The organism is Sphingomicrobium clamense, assembly GCF_019264355.1.
Classification (GTDB): Bacteria; Pseudomonadota; Alphaproteobacteria; order Sphingomonadales; family Sphingomonadaceae; genus Sphingomicrobium; species Sphingomicrobium clamense.
This window is the reverse complement of sequence record NZ_JAHVAH010000001.1, coordinates 1,164,976-1,180,771: the sequence shown is the minus strand read 5'-3', so window position 1 is coordinate 1,180,771 and position 15,796 is coordinate 1,164,976. Positions and strand designations below refer to the sequence as shown.

Annotated in this window: 18 protein-coding genes; 11 read left to right on the top strand and 7 right to left on the bottom strand. The window is 63.6% G+C overall.

Annotated features, from left to right (window positions below; translation table 11 throughout):
- Position 1 precedes the first annotated feature (1 nt).
- The 3 genes from coaBC to KTQ36_RS06090 are packed head-to-tail and all read left to right on the top strand — an operon-like array spanning position 2 to position 2,366.
- The gene (gene coaBC / locus KTQ36_RS06100; RefSeq protein WP_218632822.1) at positions 2 to 1,192 is read left to right on the top strand and encodes a bifunctional phosphopantothenoylcysteine decarboxylase/phosphopantothenate--cysteine ligase CoaBC; all 1,191 of its coding nucleotides are present in this window, start codon (positions 2 to 4) and stop codon (positions 1,190 to 1,192) included.
- On the top strand, positions 1,189 to 1,632 hold the full coding sequence (gene dut, locus KTQ36_RS06095; protein WP_218632821.1) for a dUTP diphosphatase: 444 nt from the start codon (positions 1,189 to 1,191) through the stop codon (positions 1,630 to 1,632). Before coaBC ends, dut begins: the two co-directional genes overlap by 4 nt.
- The gene (locus KTQ36_RS06090; protein ID WP_218632820.1) at positions 1,629 to 2,366 is read left to right on the top strand and encodes a HesA/MoeB/ThiF family protein; all 738 of its coding nucleotides are present in this window, start codon (positions 1,629 to 1,631) and stop codon (positions 2,364 to 2,366) included. The genes dut and KTQ36_RS06090 overlap by 4 nt, the downstream gene beginning before the upstream one ends.
- Here the strand turns inward: KTQ36_RS06090 and topA are convergent.
- Genes topA through plsY form a run of 3 tightly spaced genes read right to left on the bottom strand, consistent with a single transcriptional unit; the run spans position 2,363 to position 6,604 of the window.
- Positions 2,363 to 4,846, bottom strand: coding sequence for a type I DNA topoisomerase (gene topA, locus KTQ36_RS06085; protein WP_218632819.1), 2,484 nt, complete (start codon positions 4,844 to 4,846; stop codon positions 2,363 to 2,365). The genes KTQ36_RS06090 and topA overlap by 4 nt on opposite strands.
- Positions 4,847 to 4,901: 55 nt before the next feature.
- A complete protein-coding gene (gene dprA, locus KTQ36_RS06080; protein ID WP_218633849.1) occupies positions 4,902 to 5,984 on the bottom strand; it encodes a DNA-processing protein DprA in 1,083 nt (360 codons plus the stop codon).
- Positions 5,969 to 6,604 carry a glycerol-3-phosphate 1-O-acyltransferase PlsY gene (gene plsY / locus KTQ36_RS06075; RefSeq protein ID WP_218632818.1) on the bottom strand — a complete coding sequence of 212 codons (636 nt, stop codon included), beginning with the start codon at positions 6,602 to 6,604 and terminating at the stop codon, positions 5,969 to 5,971. The genes dprA and plsY overlap by 16 nt, the downstream gene beginning before the upstream one ends.
- 76 nt (positions 6,605 to 6,680) lie before the next feature.
- Here plsY and murI point away from each other — a divergent pair, with 76 nt between their 5' ends.
- On the top strand, positions 6,681 to 7,463 hold the full coding sequence (gene murI, locus KTQ36_RS06070) for a glutamate racemase (RefSeq protein ID WP_218632817.1): 783 nt from the start codon (positions 6,681 to 6,683) through the stop codon (positions 7,461 to 7,463).
- A 93-nt stretch (positions 7,464 to 7,556) separates the two neighbouring features.
- Positions 7,557 to 8,777, top strand: a complete 1,221-nt coding sequence (gene hemA / locus KTQ36_RS06065; protein ID WP_218633848.1) for a 5-aminolevulinate synthase — start codon at positions 7,557 to 7,559, stop codon at positions 8,775 to 8,777.
- Here hemA and KTQ36_RS06060 read toward each other — a convergent pair.
- Both KTQ36_RS06060 and KTQ36_RS06055 read right to left on the bottom strand, forming a co-directional pair.
- Positions 8,774 to 9,169 (bottom strand): hypothetical protein, encoded by a 396-nt coding sequence (locus tag KTQ36_RS06060; RefSeq protein ID WP_218632816.1) that lies wholly within the window; start codon positions 9,167 to 9,169, stop codon positions 8,774 to 8,776. The genes hemA and KTQ36_RS06060 overlap by 4 nt on opposite strands.
- Before the next feature lie 9 nt (positions 9,170 to 9,178).
- Positions 9,179 to 9,616, bottom strand: a complete 438-nt coding sequence (locus KTQ36_RS06055) for a DUF3429 domain-containing protein (protein WP_218632815.1) — start codon at positions 9,614 to 9,616, stop codon at positions 9,179 to 9,181.
- Between the two features lie 79 nt (positions 9,617 to 9,695).
- Between KTQ36_RS06055 and rpiB the strand changes: the two genes are divergently transcribed.
- Genes rpiB through KTQ36_RS06035 form a run of 4 tightly spaced genes read left to right on the top strand, consistent with a single transcriptional unit; the run spans position 9,696 to position 12,607 of the window.
- A complete protein-coding gene (gene rpiB / locus KTQ36_RS06050; RefSeq protein ID WP_218633847.1) occupies positions 9,696 to 10,121 on the top strand; it encodes a ribose 5-phosphate isomerase B in 426 nt (141 codons plus the stop codon).
- 8 nt (positions 10,122 to 10,129) lie between these two features.
- Complete coding sequence (gene glyA / locus KTQ36_RS06045) at positions 10,130 to 11,431, top strand: serine hydroxymethyltransferase (protein ID WP_218632814.1); 1,302 nt, start codon at positions 10,130 to 10,132, stop codon at positions 11,429 to 11,431.
- Between the two features lie 3 nt (positions 11,432 to 11,434).
- Complete coding sequence (gene nrdR / locus KTQ36_RS06040) at positions 11,435 to 11,884, top strand: transcriptional regulator NrdR (protein ID WP_218632813.1); 450 nt, start codon at positions 11,435 to 11,437, stop codon at positions 11,882 to 11,884.
- Between the two features lie 9 nt (positions 11,885 to 11,893).
- Positions 11,894 to 12,607, top strand: a complete 714-nt coding sequence (locus tag KTQ36_RS06035; RefSeq protein WP_218632812.1) for an RNA methyltransferase — start codon at positions 11,894 to 11,896, stop codon at positions 12,605 to 12,607.
- Here the strand turns inward: KTQ36_RS06035 and KTQ36_RS06030 are convergent.
- A complete protein-coding gene (locus KTQ36_RS06030) occupies positions 12,604 to 13,650 on the bottom strand; it encodes a hypothetical protein (RefSeq protein WP_218632811.1) in 1,047 nt (348 codons plus the stop codon). The genes KTQ36_RS06035 and KTQ36_RS06030 overlap by 4 nt on opposite strands.
- 65 nt (positions 13,651 to 13,715) lie before the next feature.
- On the opposite strand from KTQ36_RS06030, the gene KTQ36_RS06025 reads away from it, so the two are divergent.
- The gene (locus KTQ36_RS06025; protein ID WP_218632810.1) at positions 13,716 to 14,687 is read left to right on the top strand and encodes a TauD/TfdA family dioxygenase; all 972 of its coding nucleotides are present in this window, start codon (positions 13,716 to 13,718) and stop codon (positions 14,685 to 14,687) included.
- Here the strand turns inward: KTQ36_RS06025 and KTQ36_RS06020 are convergent.
- Positions 14,684 to 14,992, bottom strand: a complete 309-nt coding sequence (locus KTQ36_RS06020) for a chorismate mutase (RefSeq protein ID WP_218632809.1) — start codon at positions 14,990 to 14,992, stop codon at positions 14,684 to 14,686. The two genes, KTQ36_RS06025 and KTQ36_RS06020, sit on opposite strands and share 4 nt — an antisense overlap.
- Before the next feature lie 170 nt (positions 14,993 to 15,162).
- Here KTQ36_RS06020 and rpsD point away from each other — a divergent pair, with 170 nt between their 5' ends.
- The gene (gene rpsD, locus KTQ36_RS06015) at positions 15,163 to 15,777 is read left to right on the top strand and encodes a 30S ribosomal protein S4 (protein WP_218632808.1); all 615 of its coding nucleotides are present in this window, start codon (positions 15,163 to 15,165) and stop codon (positions 15,775 to 15,777) included.
- Positions 15,778 to 15,796: the final 19 nt, after the last annotated feature.

The following is a 15,796-nucleotide window of genomic DNA, read 5'->3' as shown; positions in this document are numbered from 1 at the left end:
TATGGCTCGCCTGTTGCTCATCGTCGGAGGAGGGATCGCCGCCTACAAGGCTGCCGAGCTGATCCGTCATGCGCGCAAGGCTGGCCACGAAGTCACGCCAGTACTCACCAAGGGCGGTTCGCACTTCGTCACGCCGATGAGCCTTGCTGCGCTCGCGGAGAGCCCTGTCTACACCTCGCTCTGGGACCTCAAGGACGAAGCGGAGATGGGGCATATCCAATTGTCGCGCGCCGCCGATCACGTCCTCGTTTGCCCAGCCACTGCCGACCTCATCGCTAAGATTGCGGCGGGCATTGCCGACGATCTTGCAACGACACTGCTGCTCGCCACCGACAAGCCGGTTACCATCGCCCCTGCCATGAACGTGCGCATGTGGGAGCACGCCGCGACGCAGCGCAACGTCGCCCAGCTTCGCGCGGACGGCATCACCGTGCTCGATCCCGACGAAGGCGCGATGGCGTGCGGCGAATTTGGCCCCGGCCGCCTGCCCGAACCCGAAGCGATCCTCGCCGCGCTGCCGCTCGAGGCGCCGACCACGCCCGCGCTGAGCAACGACCAGCGTCTCGTCGGCAAGCATGTGCTTGTTACCGCAGGTCCGACCCACGAGCCCATCGACCCGGTGCGCGTCATCGCCAACAAGTCGTCCGGCAAACAAGGATTTGCCATCGCTGCCGCCGCTGTCAAGGCAGGCGCACGCGTGACCCTAGTTGCGGGCCCGGTCAGCCTCGCCACACCGGCAGGCGTCAATCGCATCGACGTCCAGACGGCCAACGAGATGGCTGACGCGGTCGCCGGCGCCTTGCCCGCCGACATCGCGATCATGGTTGCCGCCGTCGCCGACTGGCGCGTCGCTCCGTCGGACGTCAAGCTTAAGAAGGACGCGGGCGCACCCGACCTCCAGTTCGAGCGCAACCCCGATATCCTCGCCACGCTGGGCGAACATCCCGAACGCCCGGGCCTCCTCATCGGGTTCGCCGCCGAAACCAACGATGTCGTCGCCAATGCAACCTCGAAGCTCGAGCGCAAGAAGGCCGACTGGATCCTCGCCAACGACGTCTCGGGCGATGTGATGGGCGGCGATCGCAACCGTATTCACCTCGTCACCGCCGATGGCGTCGAGGATTGGGACGAAGCGTCCAAGGCCGACGTCGCCTCCCACCTGATCGACAAAATCGCAGAAAGCATTTCATGACCATTGCCATTCGCCTCAATCGCCTGCCGCATGGCGAAGGCCTTCCCCTCCCCGCTTACGCGACCCCCGGTGCCGCCGGCATGGACGTGGTGAGCGCAGAGGACGTGACAATCGAGCCCGGTGAGCGCCATCCGGTCGCCACCGGCTTTCGTGTTGCGATCCCCGAGGGCTACGAGATCCAGGTGCGCCCGCGCTCGGGCCTTGCCTTCAAGCACGGCATCACCGTGCCCAACACGCCGGGCACGATCGACAGTGACTATCGCGGCGAGCTGAAGGTGCTGCTCATCAATCATGGCCCCGACCCGTTCGAGGTCAAGCGAGGTGAACGCGTCGCGCAGCTCGTCCCCGCCGCTGTCACGCTGGCGAGTTTCGAGGAAGTCGACGCGCTCGACGATACCGATCGCGGCCATGGCGGGTTCGGAAGCACCGGTACCAAGTGAACGACGACGAGCTCGACTATTACGCCCGGCACATCGTCCTGCCGCAGATTGGCGGGGTCGGGCAGAGAAAGTTGAAAGCGGCGAAGGTCGCACTGGTCGGGCTTGGCGGCATCGGCGCAGGCGCGCTGCCGGCGCTGGTCGGTGCAGGGGTCGGTCACCTGACCCTCATCGACGACGACACGGTCGACCTGTCGAACCTGCAGCGTCAGCCGCTTTACCGCGTTGAAGATGTCGGGAAGGCCAAGACCGGCCTTGCCAAGGGTTGGGCGCAAAGCCGCAATCCGCACATCGAGATCGAGACCGAGGCCAAGCGTCTCACCGAAGAGAATGCCGAAGACCTCCTGTCAGGCCATGACCTGATCATCGACGGGACCGACAATTTCGCGACCCGACTGCTCGTCGGCGATACTGCGGTAGCACTCGGCATCCCGCTCATCGCGGCCCAGTCGGCGCAGTTACATGCTCAGGTCGGCATCTTCACCGCCAAGCCCTGCTATCGCTGTGTCGTCGGCGACGCGTTTGACGCCGAGGATTGCGACAATTGCGCAGAGCTCGGCGCGCTCGGCGCGCTCGTGGGCATGGCCGGCCAATTCGCCGCCCTCCTCGCCGTCCGCCACATCGTCGGTCTCGGCATGGGCGACGCGGGCAAGCTTCACTGGTACGATCATATGCGTGGGCAATGGCGCTCCAACGCCATGCCCGCCGACCACAACTGCCAGACCTGCGCTAGCTAAGTCTTCTTCTTCGCGGGCTTCTTCTTGGTCGTCTTGCGCCGTTTCTTCGCCGGCCCCTTGGCCGCGCGCTCGTCGATCAGCTTGACCGCTTCCTCCAGCGTGACCCCCTTGGGCTCCGTACCCTTGGGGAGGGTCGCATTGACGTTGCCGTCGGTCACGTACGGTCCATAGCGGCCGTCCATCACCTTGACCTCGCCCTCGCTGGTCGGATGCTTGCCCAGCACCGCAATCGGTTCGCGGCTGCCGCGCCCTCGTTGACCCTTGGTCGCCTTGGCTTCGGCGAGCAGCATGACAGCCTGATTCATTCCCGTTTCGAAGACGTCGGCGGTCGTCTTCAGCCGCGCATACTGCCCTTCGTGCAGCAGATAGGGACCATAGCGACCGATCGACGCCACGACCGGCTTGCCATCCTCGGGATGCTCGCCAAGCGTCCGTGGCAGCGAGAGCAGCTTCTTGGCCATGTCGAGATCGAGCGTTGAGCGGTCGACATCCTTCGGGATCGACGCACGTTTCTTCTCACCGTCGACTTCCTGCTCGAGATAAGGGCCGAAGCGACCGACCTTCATCTCGATGCCTTCGCCCAGTTCCTGCGGGCCGTCGGAAGCTTCCGCCCCGCGCACGCCGAACGGTCGGGTGTACTCGCATTCAGGATAGTTCGCGCAGGCGATAAACGCGCCGAACTTGCCGCCGCGCAGCGCCAGACGCCCCCCATCCTTGGGGCATTCGCGCGGATCGCTCCCGTCTTCCTTTTCGGGAAAAAGGAACGGTTCAAGGAAGTCATCGAGCGCCGCGGTGATGTCCGAGGGCTTCTGCTCCATGACTTCGCCCGCCTTGGGTTCGAAGTCCTGCCAAAACTCGTCCAGCATCTTCTGCCATTCGAGCCGCCCGCCCGACACATCGTCCAGCTCTTCTTCGAGATAGGCGGTATAGTCATACGAAACATAGCGCTCGAAGAAGCGCTCTAGAAACGCCGTGACCAACCGGCCCGATTCCTCTGGAATGAAACGATTTTTCTCAAGACGGACATAGTCGCGGTCCTTGAGCGTCTGCAGCGTCGCGGCATAAGTCGACGGGCGCCCGATGCCAAGCTCTTCGAGACGCTTGACCAGCGAGGCTTCGGAAAAACGCGGCGGCGGCTGCGTGAAGTGCTGGGTCGCCTCGACCCCGGTCTTGGCGGGCGCATCGCCCACCGCGAGGTCGGGCATACGGCCGTCTTCTTCGTCGCCCTTGTCGTCGCGGCCTTCTTCGTAGAGCGCGATGAAGCCCGGGAACTTCACGACCTGGCCCGTCGCGCGCAGCGCGCACCGGCCTGCACCGTCGACCAGATCGATGGTCGTGCGCTCCAGCCGTGCGGCGGCCATCTGGCTTGCCAGCGCGCGGTTGAGAATCAGCTTGTAGAGCCTGGCCTCGTCGCCGCTACCGGCGCGCTGGGCGAAGAAATTGGTCGGGCGGATCGCTTCATGCGCTTCCTGAGCATTCTTCGCCTTCGATTTGTATTGGCGTGGTTTTTCGGGGAGATAGCCCTGGTCGTAGCGCTCGGCGATCGCGCGGCGCGCGGCACTCAGCGCCTCGCCCGCCATCTGCACGCCGTCGGTACGCATATAGGTGATCGCACCTGCCTCGTAGAGCCGCTGGGCGAGGCTCATCGTGTGGCTCGCCGAATAGCCGAGCTTGCGAGAAGCTTCCTGCTGCAGTGTCGAAGTCGTGAAAGGCGGCGGCGGGTTCTTCGACAGCGGTTTCTGTTCCACGCTTTCGACAGTGAAATGGCCCGCTTCCACCGCCGCTTTCGCCGCATCCGCCTCGCCTTTGGCGCCCAGCGTCATGCGGTCGATCTTCTTGCCGTCGAAGCGCACGAGGCGCGACTTGAACGGGGTCCCGCCCTGCTCGAAGGTCGCGCCAACCTGCCAATATTCTTGCGGCTTGAAGAGTTCGACCTCACGTTCGCGATCGACAATCAGGCGCAATGCCACCGACTGCACGCGCCCTGCCGAACGCGCACCGGGCAGCTTGCGCCAGAGGATTGGCGATAGAGTAAAGCCGACGAGATAATCGAGCGCGCGCCGCGCGAGATAGGCGTCGATCAGGTCGCGATCGAGTTCGCGCGGATGCTCCATCGCTTCGGTCACCGCGTTCTTGGTGATGGCGTTGAAGGTCACGCGCTGGACGCTCTCGGGCAGCGCCTTCTTCTTCGCAAGCACTTCCTGGACGTGCCAGCTGATCGCCTCCCCTTCGCGATCGGGGTCGGTCGCGAGGATGAGCGTTTCGGCCTTTGCGGCGGCGTCGGAAATGGCCTTGAGTTGCTTGGACTTGTCGCGATTGGCGGTCCACTTCATCGCGAAATTCTTGTCCGGGTCGACCGACCCGTCCTTGGGCGGCAGATCGCGGACGTGACCGTAGCTGGCGAGCACCTTGTGCCCGGCGCCCAGATATTTCTCGATGGTTTTCGCTTTGGCAGGCGATTCGACGATGACGAGTTTCAAGTGGAGAGGCCCCTATACGTGTGTACGCGCGATGATCGGGCCAGATCGGGATGCGTCAAGCCGGAATCAAGCTTACCTTGCCGCCGGCGTGACGCTGAAGCCTTCCGGCGAGGTCGAGTTCAAGTAGCGCCAATTGCACTTGGGCCGCGCTCAGCCCGGATTGCCGGATGACCTCGTCGATCCCCACGGCAGTCGGCCCAAGCAGTCCCTCGACAACGCTCGCGGGGACCTCTTCGACCTCATCGAACCCCTCGAACAGATCGCGCCCGCTGGCCACTCGCTCCATCCGTCGGTCGATTGAGCCAAGGCAGTCCTCGACGTCGCTGGCACCGCGCACAAGCGTCGCTCCCTCTCGGATCAACTTGTTGCATCCGTCGGCGCGCTGGTCGAGCGGATGGCCGGGCACTGCCATCACTTCACGCCCCATTTCCCCCGCCAGCCGGGCGGTGATAAGCGATCCCGACCGCACCGCGGCCTCGACCACGATCGTGCCCGCCGTCAGCCCGGCGATAATACGGTTGCGATTGGGGAAATGACGCGCCTGCGGCTCGGTACCGGGCGGCATCTCGGCGACCAGCAAGCCTTTCTCCGCGACTTCGGCCTGTAGCGTCTCGTGCTGGCGGGGATAGACGACGTCGATACCGCCCGCGATCACCGCGATCGTCCCACTCGCCATCGACCCGATATGCGCCGAAGCATCGATCCCGCGTGCAAGGCCGGACACGACTACCCTGCCCTCGTCGCCGATGGCGCCCGCCAGTTCACGAGCGAAACGAAGCCCGATGGCGCTGGCGTTGCGCGCGCCGACGATGCTGACGCTTGGCCGTGCGAACAGTTCAATATGGCCGCATACCGTTAGTAAGGGTGGCGCATCGTCGCACTGCGCGAGCAGCGGTGGATAGTCATCGTCACCCAACCCAACATAACGCGCGCCTGCAGCGTCTACGCGATCGGCTTCGGCCTCGGCAGTGGTAGGGTCGCAGGGTCGCGGCGCCTTTCCCCGGCCCCGCGCGGCGAGCTCGGGCAGCGCCTGCAACGCTTCGCCCGCACTTCCGAAACGCGAGACCAGTTGGCGGTAGGTGACGGGCCCGATGCGCGGCGTGCGCAGCAGGCGGATGCGATCTATAAGGTCGTCGATGGGGTGTCCTGTCCCGGTTCCTCGTCAGCCTTCTTTGCGCCGAAGCGCGGCTCGCTACCGGACAGGATCCGGGCGACATTCTGACGATGCTTCCACCAGATGAGAAGCGTGATACCGAGCAGGAGGGGGATATATTGCGTCTCCCCCAAGACGGCGGCAGCGATCGGCGCGCTGGCCGCGGCTAGCAGGCCCCCGGCAGAGGACATGCGGGTAATGAGGAAGGCAAGCAGCCAGACTGCGAGAGCAATCGCGCCGAGCTGCCACGTGAGGGCAAAAAGAATCCCGAACAATGTCGCAACACCCTTGCCACCCTTGAACTTGAGCCAGACGGGATAGAGATGTCCGACAAAGGCCCCGAAGGCGGCAAAGATGTCCGCTCCCTCGGGAAAGTAGGCGCGAGCAATCAGGATGGCAGCGACCGCCTTGAGCACGTCCAGTGCAAGGACGATCGCACCTATCCCCTTGCCCGCTGCACGAACCGCATTGGTCGCCCCGATATTGCCCGAGCCGGTTTCGCGAATATCGCCCTTCCCCATCGCTTTGACGAGGATGAGCCCGAACGGGATCGAGCCCAGCACGTAGCCGATCAAGAGCGGCCAATGTTGAAGTGCGTCCAGCATTGCGCTTTTCGATAGCAGGTCGAACGACATCGGCAAGCATTGCCTGTGCCCCCGACAAGCGGCTAGCACTCACGCGATGAAGGCCGACGCCCCCCTCCTTTTCCTCGATTCGGGTATCGGCGGCCTGTCGATCCTTGGCCCCACGCGGGCTCTGCTTCCAAACGCACCGGTCGTCTATTGTGCCGACAATGCTGCATTTCCCTACGGCACTCGCAGCGAAGCGGAAATTGCCGCGCGCGTTCCCGCTCTGCTCGGCCGTCTTGTCGAACGCTTCCGTCCTCGCCTTGCGGTCATTGCCTGCAACACCGCCAGCACCATCGCGCTCGACCACGTCCGCGCGGCGCTCGATGTTCCTGTCGTGGGCACGGTCCCGGCCATCAAGCCTGCGGGCGAGCGGTCGAAAAGCCGTGTGATCGGCGTTCTGGGCACCGAGGCCACCGTTCGCCAGCCCTATGTCGACCGGCTCGCGGAGAAATTCGCCGCCGACTGCAAGGTCGTCCGCCACGGCTCGGCTAGATTGGTGGAGCTGGCTGAACGTCGTCTTTCCGGCGATCAAGTCGACAAGGCCGAGGTGGTCGCCGCCGCGCAGCCGCTGTTTGACCTGGCCCGTGAAATCGACACGGTCGTCCTTTCCTGCACGCATTTCCCGCTGCTCGCCGACTGGCTCGAAGAGGCGCACCCAAACGTCGACTTTATTGATGGCGGCGAAGGAATTGCTCGCCGTATCGCCTATCTGACGAAAGGCCAGTCTTGGCCCGACACGGCAAGCCAAGGAGTGGCAGTCTTTACCGCTCCGCCACCCGAGGGCATCCGTCCCGCTCTCGCCCGTTTCGGTTTGACTGATATCAAACCGCTATGATCTTTTACCCTCTAGGGGTGTGGAAAATCCGGCGGGAAGGCGATAAAGGGCCTCGCGCAGGGGATATTGGCGAGCAATAGCGAAGAGCGAAGCGTGGACTATAACGGCATCTTCAAGGCTGCGATCGACCGGCTCCATGACGAGGGCCGCTACCGCGTATTCATCGACATCCTGCGCACCAAGGGCGCCTACCCCAACGCACGCTGCTTTCACGGCCACAATGGCCCCAAGCCGATCACCGTCTGGTGTTCGAACGACTATTTGGGCATGGGCCAGCACGACAAGGTCGTCGCTGCCATGGAAGATGCGCTCCACAATGTTGGCGCGGGCTCTGGCGGCACGCGCAATATTTGCGGCAACACCCACCTCCACGTCCAACTCGAGGAAGAGCTCGCCGACCTGCATTGCAAGGAAGGCGCGCTGCTCTTCACCTCGGGCTACGTCTCGAACGAGGCGGCGCTGTCGACGCTTGGCAAGCTACTCCCCGGATGCGTCATCTTTTCGGACGAACTCAATCACGCCTCCATGATCGCGGGCATCCGCAACTCGGGCTGCGAGAAACGCGTCTTCCGCCACAACGATCTCGAGCATCTCGAACAGCTGCTGATGGAAGTCCCTGCCGACACGCCCAAGCTGATCGCGTTCGAAAGCGTCTACTCGATGGACGGCGACATCGCTCCGATCGAGGCGATCTGCGACCTTGCGGACCAGTATGGTGCGCTTACCTATCTGGACGAAGTCCATGCGGTCGGCATGTACGGCGCGCATGGCGGCGGCATCTCCGAGCGCGATGGGCTCGCCCACCGCGTCACGATGATCGAAGGCACGCTGGGCAAGGCGTTCGGAGTGATGGGCGGCTACGTCGCGGCTGACAAGACGATCATCGACTGCATTCGCTCCTATGCACCCGGCTTCATCTTCACGACGTCGCTCTCGCCCGTCCTTGTCGGCGGCGCGCTCGCGAGCGTTCGCCATCTCAAGGCTTCGAGCGAAGAGCGCGATGCGCAGCAGGCCGCTGCCGCGATGCTCAAGGACAAGATGCGCGAAAATGGCCTTCCGGTCATGGACAGCGTCACGCATATCGTCCCGCTGCTCGTGGGCTGTCCGGTGAAGGCGAAGCGCATCAGCGACATCCTGCTTGCCGAATACGGGCTCTACGTGCAGCCGATCAACTTCCCGACTGTCCCGCGCGGCACCGAACGCCTGCGCTTCACGCCCGGCCCGTGCCACAGCGAAGCAATGATGGCCGAGTTGGTCGGGGCGTTGGTCGAGATCTGGGAACGTCTCGAGCTCGAGCTGGTGAAGGCCGCTTAAGCGACGAACCCGCTGATTAATGTCGTCACCGCCACTGCAATTGAAACGACGGTGATGGTGCGATGTTGTGCCGGCGACATGTGGAGCGTCTTGTCGAGCATCGTGGACCCGAACAGCAGCGCGGCGATGATTGCTGCGAGTATTAACGGATCGACGGCAAGAAAGCTGTAGGACGCGATCAACGCGAAGACGCCAACGATAGGCAGCATCGCCGCGACGAGGCGCGAGGCGTGCGGCACCGACAGCCATAGTCCCGAACGCAAGACCAGGACGAACAGGCCGTACATTACGCCGTAAAATGCGAAACCGTGTGTAGCTGGACTATCGACGAGGCCAATGCCGACCAGCACCAGGGCAGGCACGATCAACGCGAAAGCAAGCAAACGATCCATCGCGCGAGCCTAGAGCAACAGTGGATAGGTGGACAATGCCGTTAGTCCCGCAAGCCCCATCGACAGTCGAAAACGCAGGTGCATCCACCAGGGTGGAAGCGTGACCTGTGCCGCCAGCAACTTGTCGACCAGCGGCGAAATGGCGATCAGTGCGGCGAGCAGCAGGCTGGCGGCCATCGATCCGGTGAAGAAAATCAGGAACGCCATGAGTGGCGGCGCGACCGCGAGCGCCATCAGACTCGGCTCGGGCGTTTTCTCGCGGCTGGCGAACGCCCACCAAGTGCCTCCGAGGAAGGCGAAGATCAGCCCCGCATAGGGCACGACGAGCCCGCCGAACCGCACCGGACCCGGCGGCAGGAGATAGTCGGCCGCGACCATGATGGCAGGCGGGATGAGTCCGCCATAGCCGAGCCATTGGACGATACGGGGAGGTGACGTGTCGGACATGACACGCAGGGCTATCGAAGAGCGCGAACAAGGTAAAGCAAGGGTGGCGAATCGCGCCCCCCTCGCCTACACCGAGGGCATGCGCATCGCCCTTGCTTCCGACCATGCCGGCGTCGAGCTGAAATCGACGCTCACCGACTGGCTGAAAGACGCCCGTCATGATGTCACCGACCTTGGCCCGAACAGCACCGACAGCGTCGACTATCCCGATTATGGCAAGGCGCTGGCCGACCACATCGCCTCGAATGAGGGCACGATGGGAATCGCCATTTGCGGATCGGGCATCGGCATTTCGATTGCGGTCAATCGCAACCCAGCCTGCCGCTGCGCGCGCGTGTCGGAGCCACTATCCGCTGCGCTTGCCCGCCAGCATAATGACGCCAATGTCGTCGCCATCGGCGAACGGTTGACCGGCGTCGACATGGCCAAGGCCATCGTCACCGCATTCCTCACCACCGAATTCGAAGGCGGACGCCACCAGCGTCGCGTCGACAAGCTCAGCTAAGGAACATCATGGCCACCGCCACCAGCGACATCCGCCCCGACGATTTCTTTTCCGCCGGCGTGGCACAGAGCGACCCCGACGTCGCCAAGGCCATCAAGGCCGAGTTGACGCGCGAGCAATCGCAGATCGAGCTCATCGCGTCCGAGAACATCGTCAGCCAGGCGGTGCTCGAGGCGCAGGGCAGCGTGCTGACTAACAAATATGCCGAGGGCTACCCGGGCCGGCGTTATTATCAGGGGTGCGCGCCGTCGGACTCGGTCGAACAGCTCGCCATCGATCGTGCGAAACAAATGTTCGATTGCGCCTATGCCAACGTGCAGCCGCATTCGGGTGCACAGGCCAACGGGGCAGTGCTGCTCGCGCTGGTGAAGCCGCGCGACACGATCCTCGGCATGAGCCTCGACGCCGGCGGCCACCTCACCCACGGTGCCAAGCCCGCACTGTCGGGCAAGTGGTTCGACGCCGTCCAGTACGGCGTCGACAAGGACACACACCTGATCGATTTCGACGAAGTCGAGGCGCTGGCGCGCGAGCACAAACCCAAGCTGATCATCGCGGGCGGAAGCGCCTATCCGCGCCAGATCGACTTTGTCCGCTTCCGCGCGATCGCGGACGAGGTCGGCGCCTATTTCCAGGTCGACATGGCGCACTTCGCAGGGCTGGTCGCGGCCGGCCTGCACCCCTCGCCGCTGCCGCATGCGCACGTCGTCACCACGACCACGCACAAGACGCTACGCGGCCCTCGTGGCGGCATGATCCTCTCGAACGACGAGGCGCTGGGCAAGAAATTCAACAGCGCCGTCTTCCCCGGGCTCCAGGGCGGTCCGCTGATGCACGTCATCGCTGCCAAGGCGGTGGCCTTCGGCGAAGCACTCGAGCCGGGCTTCACGACTTACAGCAAGGCGGTCATCGAGAACGCCCAGACGCTTGCAGAGACTCTCAAGGCGCGCGGCGCGGACCTCGTCGCTGGCGGCACTGACACACATGTCGCGCTGATCGACCTGCGTCCATTGGGCATCACCGGCAAGGACGCCGACGAAGCGCTCGAACGCGCGGGTATTACCTGCAACAAGAACGGCGTGCCCTTCGATCCGCTGCCGCCGATGAAGACCAGCGGCATCCGCGTCGGCAGCCCCGCCGGCACGACGCGTGGCTTCGGCAAGGCCGAATTCGAAGCAATCGGTCACATGGTAGCCGACGTCCTCGACGGAGTCGCCAAGACTAATGGCGAAGGCGACCCGGCGATCGAGGCCGAAGTCAAAAGCCGCGTCGAAGCGCTCTGCGCCCGTTTCCCGATCTACGAGGGCTAAGAGTTGCGCTGCCCCTTCTGCACCCACGAATCGAGCCAGGTGAAAGATAGTCGCCCGTCCGAGGACGGCGCAGCCATCCGTAGGCGTCGCCAATGCGAAGGCTGCGGGGCCCGTTTCACGACCTTCGAACGCGTCCAGCTTCGCGACCTCACCGTGGTCAAGAAAGACGGCAAGCGCGAGCCCTTCGAGCAGGCCAAGCTCATCGCCGCGATCGGCCACAGCTGTCGCAAGCGCGACATCACCGAAGGTCAGATCGAACGACTCGTCAACTCGATCCAGCGACAGCTCGAGACGCAGGGCGACGAGGTCAAGGCCCACGCCATTGGCGAAGCGGTCATGGACGGGCTCAAGGCGCTCGATAGTGTCGCCTATATCCGCTTCGCCAGCGTTTATCGCGACTTCAAGGAAGCGGGCGACTTTGCGGAGATTGCAGGTTCGGTCGACGACGAATAAGGGCGTCGCATGACCAAGCCCATCATCGTTCTCGTCACGCCGCAGCTCGGCCAGAATATCGGCAAGGCCGCGCGCGGCATGCTCAATTTCGGCCTCACCGAATTGCGCCTCATCGCCCCGCGCGACGGCTGGCCGAACCCAGAAGCCGGTCCGGCTGCGAGCGGTGCGGACATCGTTTTAGAAAAGGCGCAAGTGTTCGAGACGACCAAGGACGCGCTCGCCGACTGCAACCTCGTCTATGCCTCGACCGTGCGCCGCCGCGAACAGGTCATGCCCGTCGTCGGCCCCGATGAAATGGCGGACGAAATCCACGCGCTCCCCCAAGGCCGCGCTGCCATCCTCTTCGGACCCGAGCGCTCAGGACTCGAAGCGGAGGATGTGAGCCTCGCCGACAAGATCGTCACCGTGCCGATCAATCCCGAATTCGGCAGCCTTAACCTCGCACAGGCGGTAATTCTGCTTAGCTATGAATGGTCGCGCCGCGCCGACGCGGGGCTCGAGAAGCCGACCGCCAAGGATCTGGAACCGCCAGCCACCAAGATCGAACTCGATTCGCTGGTCGACCACCTCAACCGCGCCCTCGACGAGAAGGGCTATTTCTTCCCCCCAGAGCGCACCGAGGCGACACAGCAGACGCTACGCTCGATCCTGACCAAGCCGGGCTGGTCGGAACGCGAATTGAAAGCCCTGCATGGAGTCATCCGCGCGCTGTCGAAGGGCTAGAGCAGCTTTCCGCCGTCACCGACCAGCGGCGAGTAGAACTCGTCGCGCAGCCCCATGTCCGCCGCTTTCTTCGCTGCCCAGTCCTGCGCCGCCTTCAGCTCGTCCGGAATCTCCGCAAGAGTCGCCTTGCGCCGTTCAAGGCGCGCTTCGGGATCATAGGGCTGGTCAGGATTCTTGCCGTAGCGCGTGAACAGCTCGCCATCCGCAATCGCTTCGGCTTCAGCCTGCTCGAGCGGCATTTCCATCAGCTTGGAGGCGGCCATCAGCGTCGGCACGCGCTCCTCGAATAAATAGTTGGCATCGAGCGCGCGGGCATTGCCATTGGCATCCTCGACGGCCTGGAACGCCTTCAACATGCCGAGCCAGAGCCCCGCAGCCTTGAGCGGGGTCGAGGCATCGGCGAGATCGGCGAAATGCGGCGCCTCCGAAAGGCGCATCTCGCTCGCGACATTCTCGACCCACTGCATGTGGTTGGGCGTGCGTAGCACCGCTGCGAGATATTCCTCGAGATTGTAATGCAGGAAAATTGTCGGGCGGCCCGGATCGGCCTTGTTGATCGCCTCGGCGATGAAGCTCGTCGGGACGTTGCCCTTGATGATGATCGGCTGCGCGTCCTTGTAGCGCTTGCCCAGCATCGACAGCGAAAAGCCCAGCATCGGTCCGAAATTTTTGGGCGGATTGGCGGGATCGAAGCCCGCACCAGCCATCATGCCGACCTGGCGAAGATGCGCCGGTTCGCGAATTGCGAGGCTCTTGCCGACGATGTCGAGCGCGCGCGATAGGATGGTCGAGCCGGTCTGTGCGATCTGGTGAATATAGGACAACTGCGGTGCAAGATAGCCGCGCTGCTCGTAGGCCTGCATCAATGTCTGGATGGGGACGCGATAGACTTCGCGCGTCGCCGGTTCGATCCGCTGGTCGCAGAAGATCGACTGCGCAAAATGGTCGCGATCCATCGGCAGGAAGGACAATTTGTCTTCTGGGCCAAAGGCGTGGAAATAGAGGTCCGGATTGCCGAACAGCGTTTCAAGATTGACGTCCATGCGCGGCTCCTAGCATGATCGCGCCCGACCGCCAGTCCCCACCTCAAGTTTCGGAACACTGTTGCATGTTCACCGCGCACCCTCCCACCGACGAACGCCCCGCGCATGTCTTCGAAGGCGACCGCGCCCCCTTGGCTTCGATCGACCACGATGCGGTGATGGCTGCGTTCGAGGAAGATGGGGCAGTCCTGATCCGCGGCGCGGACTTCACGGTCGACGACTTCCGCGATTTCGCACAGCATTTCTGCCCCTTGTCGGTCTTCAACGAAAGTCCCGACCGACTCGAACTGGAAGAGCATGGGGCAGTGCAGAGCGTCAATCTGGGCGCGGATGCCTTCCCCTTGCATCCCGAACTTTCGCGCGAACCATGGCGTCCCGATGCCTGCTTTTTCGCCTGCCTCGAACCACCTGCCGCACAAGGGCAGACGACCTATTGCGACGGCATCGCGATCGCCGACGCGCTCCCCGCCGACATCCGCGCCGCGATGGAGGGGCGCCAGCTACTCTACATCCAGCCGGCGACTTCGGAGACGCTCAAATATTGGCTCGGCAGCGCGCTGGCTACGCCGCAGCTTCTGTCAGAGCAGCCGACCGACGGGCCCTACACTTTCCGGGCGGTCGGAAACCGCGTTGTCCGCTATTTCACCCGTCCAATATTGTCGCCGACGCGTTTCGGAGACGGGCTCGCCTTCGCCAACTTCCTCCTGTTCGCGCGCGACTATCTCGAATTGCCCAACTTCCCGTGCCTCGACGACGGCAAGCCCGTGCCCGCGCACTGGATGGAGGCGGTCCGTGAAGCTGCCGAGAAGAACACTCGCCAGGTCGAATGGCTAAAGGGCGATATCCTGATGCTCGACAATAGCCGTTTCATGCACGGACGCCGGGCGATCACCGATCCCGACAATCGCATGATCGCGACCTATTTCGGCTATCTGGAAGACGCAGACCCGATGCCCGGCGAGCCCGACCGTCCGGTCTGGCGACAGGAAAGCTTCAAGCCTCCCAGTATCCCTAGGAAAGACAACGTCAGCGTTTAGCCACGCGTCTGATCGTAGCGTTCGAACTCGTAGGCGATGGACTGCTCCATCAACTCTTCCCACACCGGCCACAGCCTCTCGGCAGGCAAACCCGCCGCCGTCGCGGCAGCGGCCACCTTCGCATGCACATCGTCCTTGCGACCTTGGTCCCGAATCGCCGCGCGGTCCGGCTTGATCCGCGCTGCGGCTTCCATATAGCCGAAGCGACGCTTGAGCAGCGCGACCAACTCGCGATCGACGGCGTCGACCCCTTCGCGGACGTCGGTCATGGACTGGCAGGCTTCGGGGTCGATCGTGTCGGTCATAAGCGGCTCATTGCCAAAGCCTTTTGTGCACCGCAACGCTTGACTGATAACCCACTCTCTAGTAGGCGCGCCCTCGCAATGGATCCCGCACGTCCGGTGAAGCGGTGATCGCGTCAGAAACTTCTGGCGGAGCGCTCCGGACAAAGTACTGAGCTAATTGGAGAAACAGCATGTCGAAGCGCACGAGCGCCAAGTATAAACTTGACCGTCGCATGGGCGAAAACGTCTTCGGACGTCCCAAGAGCCCGGTCAACCGCCGCGAATATGGTCCCGGCCAGCACGGCCAGCGCCGCAAGGGCAAGATGTCGGACTTCGGTCTGCAGCTGCGCGCCAAGCAGAAGCTCAAGGGCTACTACGGCGACGTCACCGAAAAGCAGTTCAAGCGCACTTTCACCGACGCCTCGCGCATGAAGGGCGACACCTCGGTCAATCTGATCGGCCTGCTCGAGCGTCGTCTCGACATGATCGTCTATCGCGCCAAGTTCGCGCCGACCATCTGGGCCGCGCGCCAGCTCGTCAGCCACGGCCACATTCGCGTCAACGGCGTGAAGTGTAACGTCGCCTCGCGTCGCTGCGACGTGAATGACGTCATTTCGCTGGGCGACAAGGCCAAGGAAATGGTCCTCGTCCTCGAAGCGCAGAGCCTCGCCGAGCGTGACATCCCCGACTATGTCGTTCCCGATGGCACCGACAAGGTCACCTTCACGCGCGTTCCGACGCTCGACGAGGTGCCCTACCCGGTCCGCATGGAACCGAACCTGGTCGTCGAATTCTACTCGCGCTGATCCAACTAGCGATCGCGTT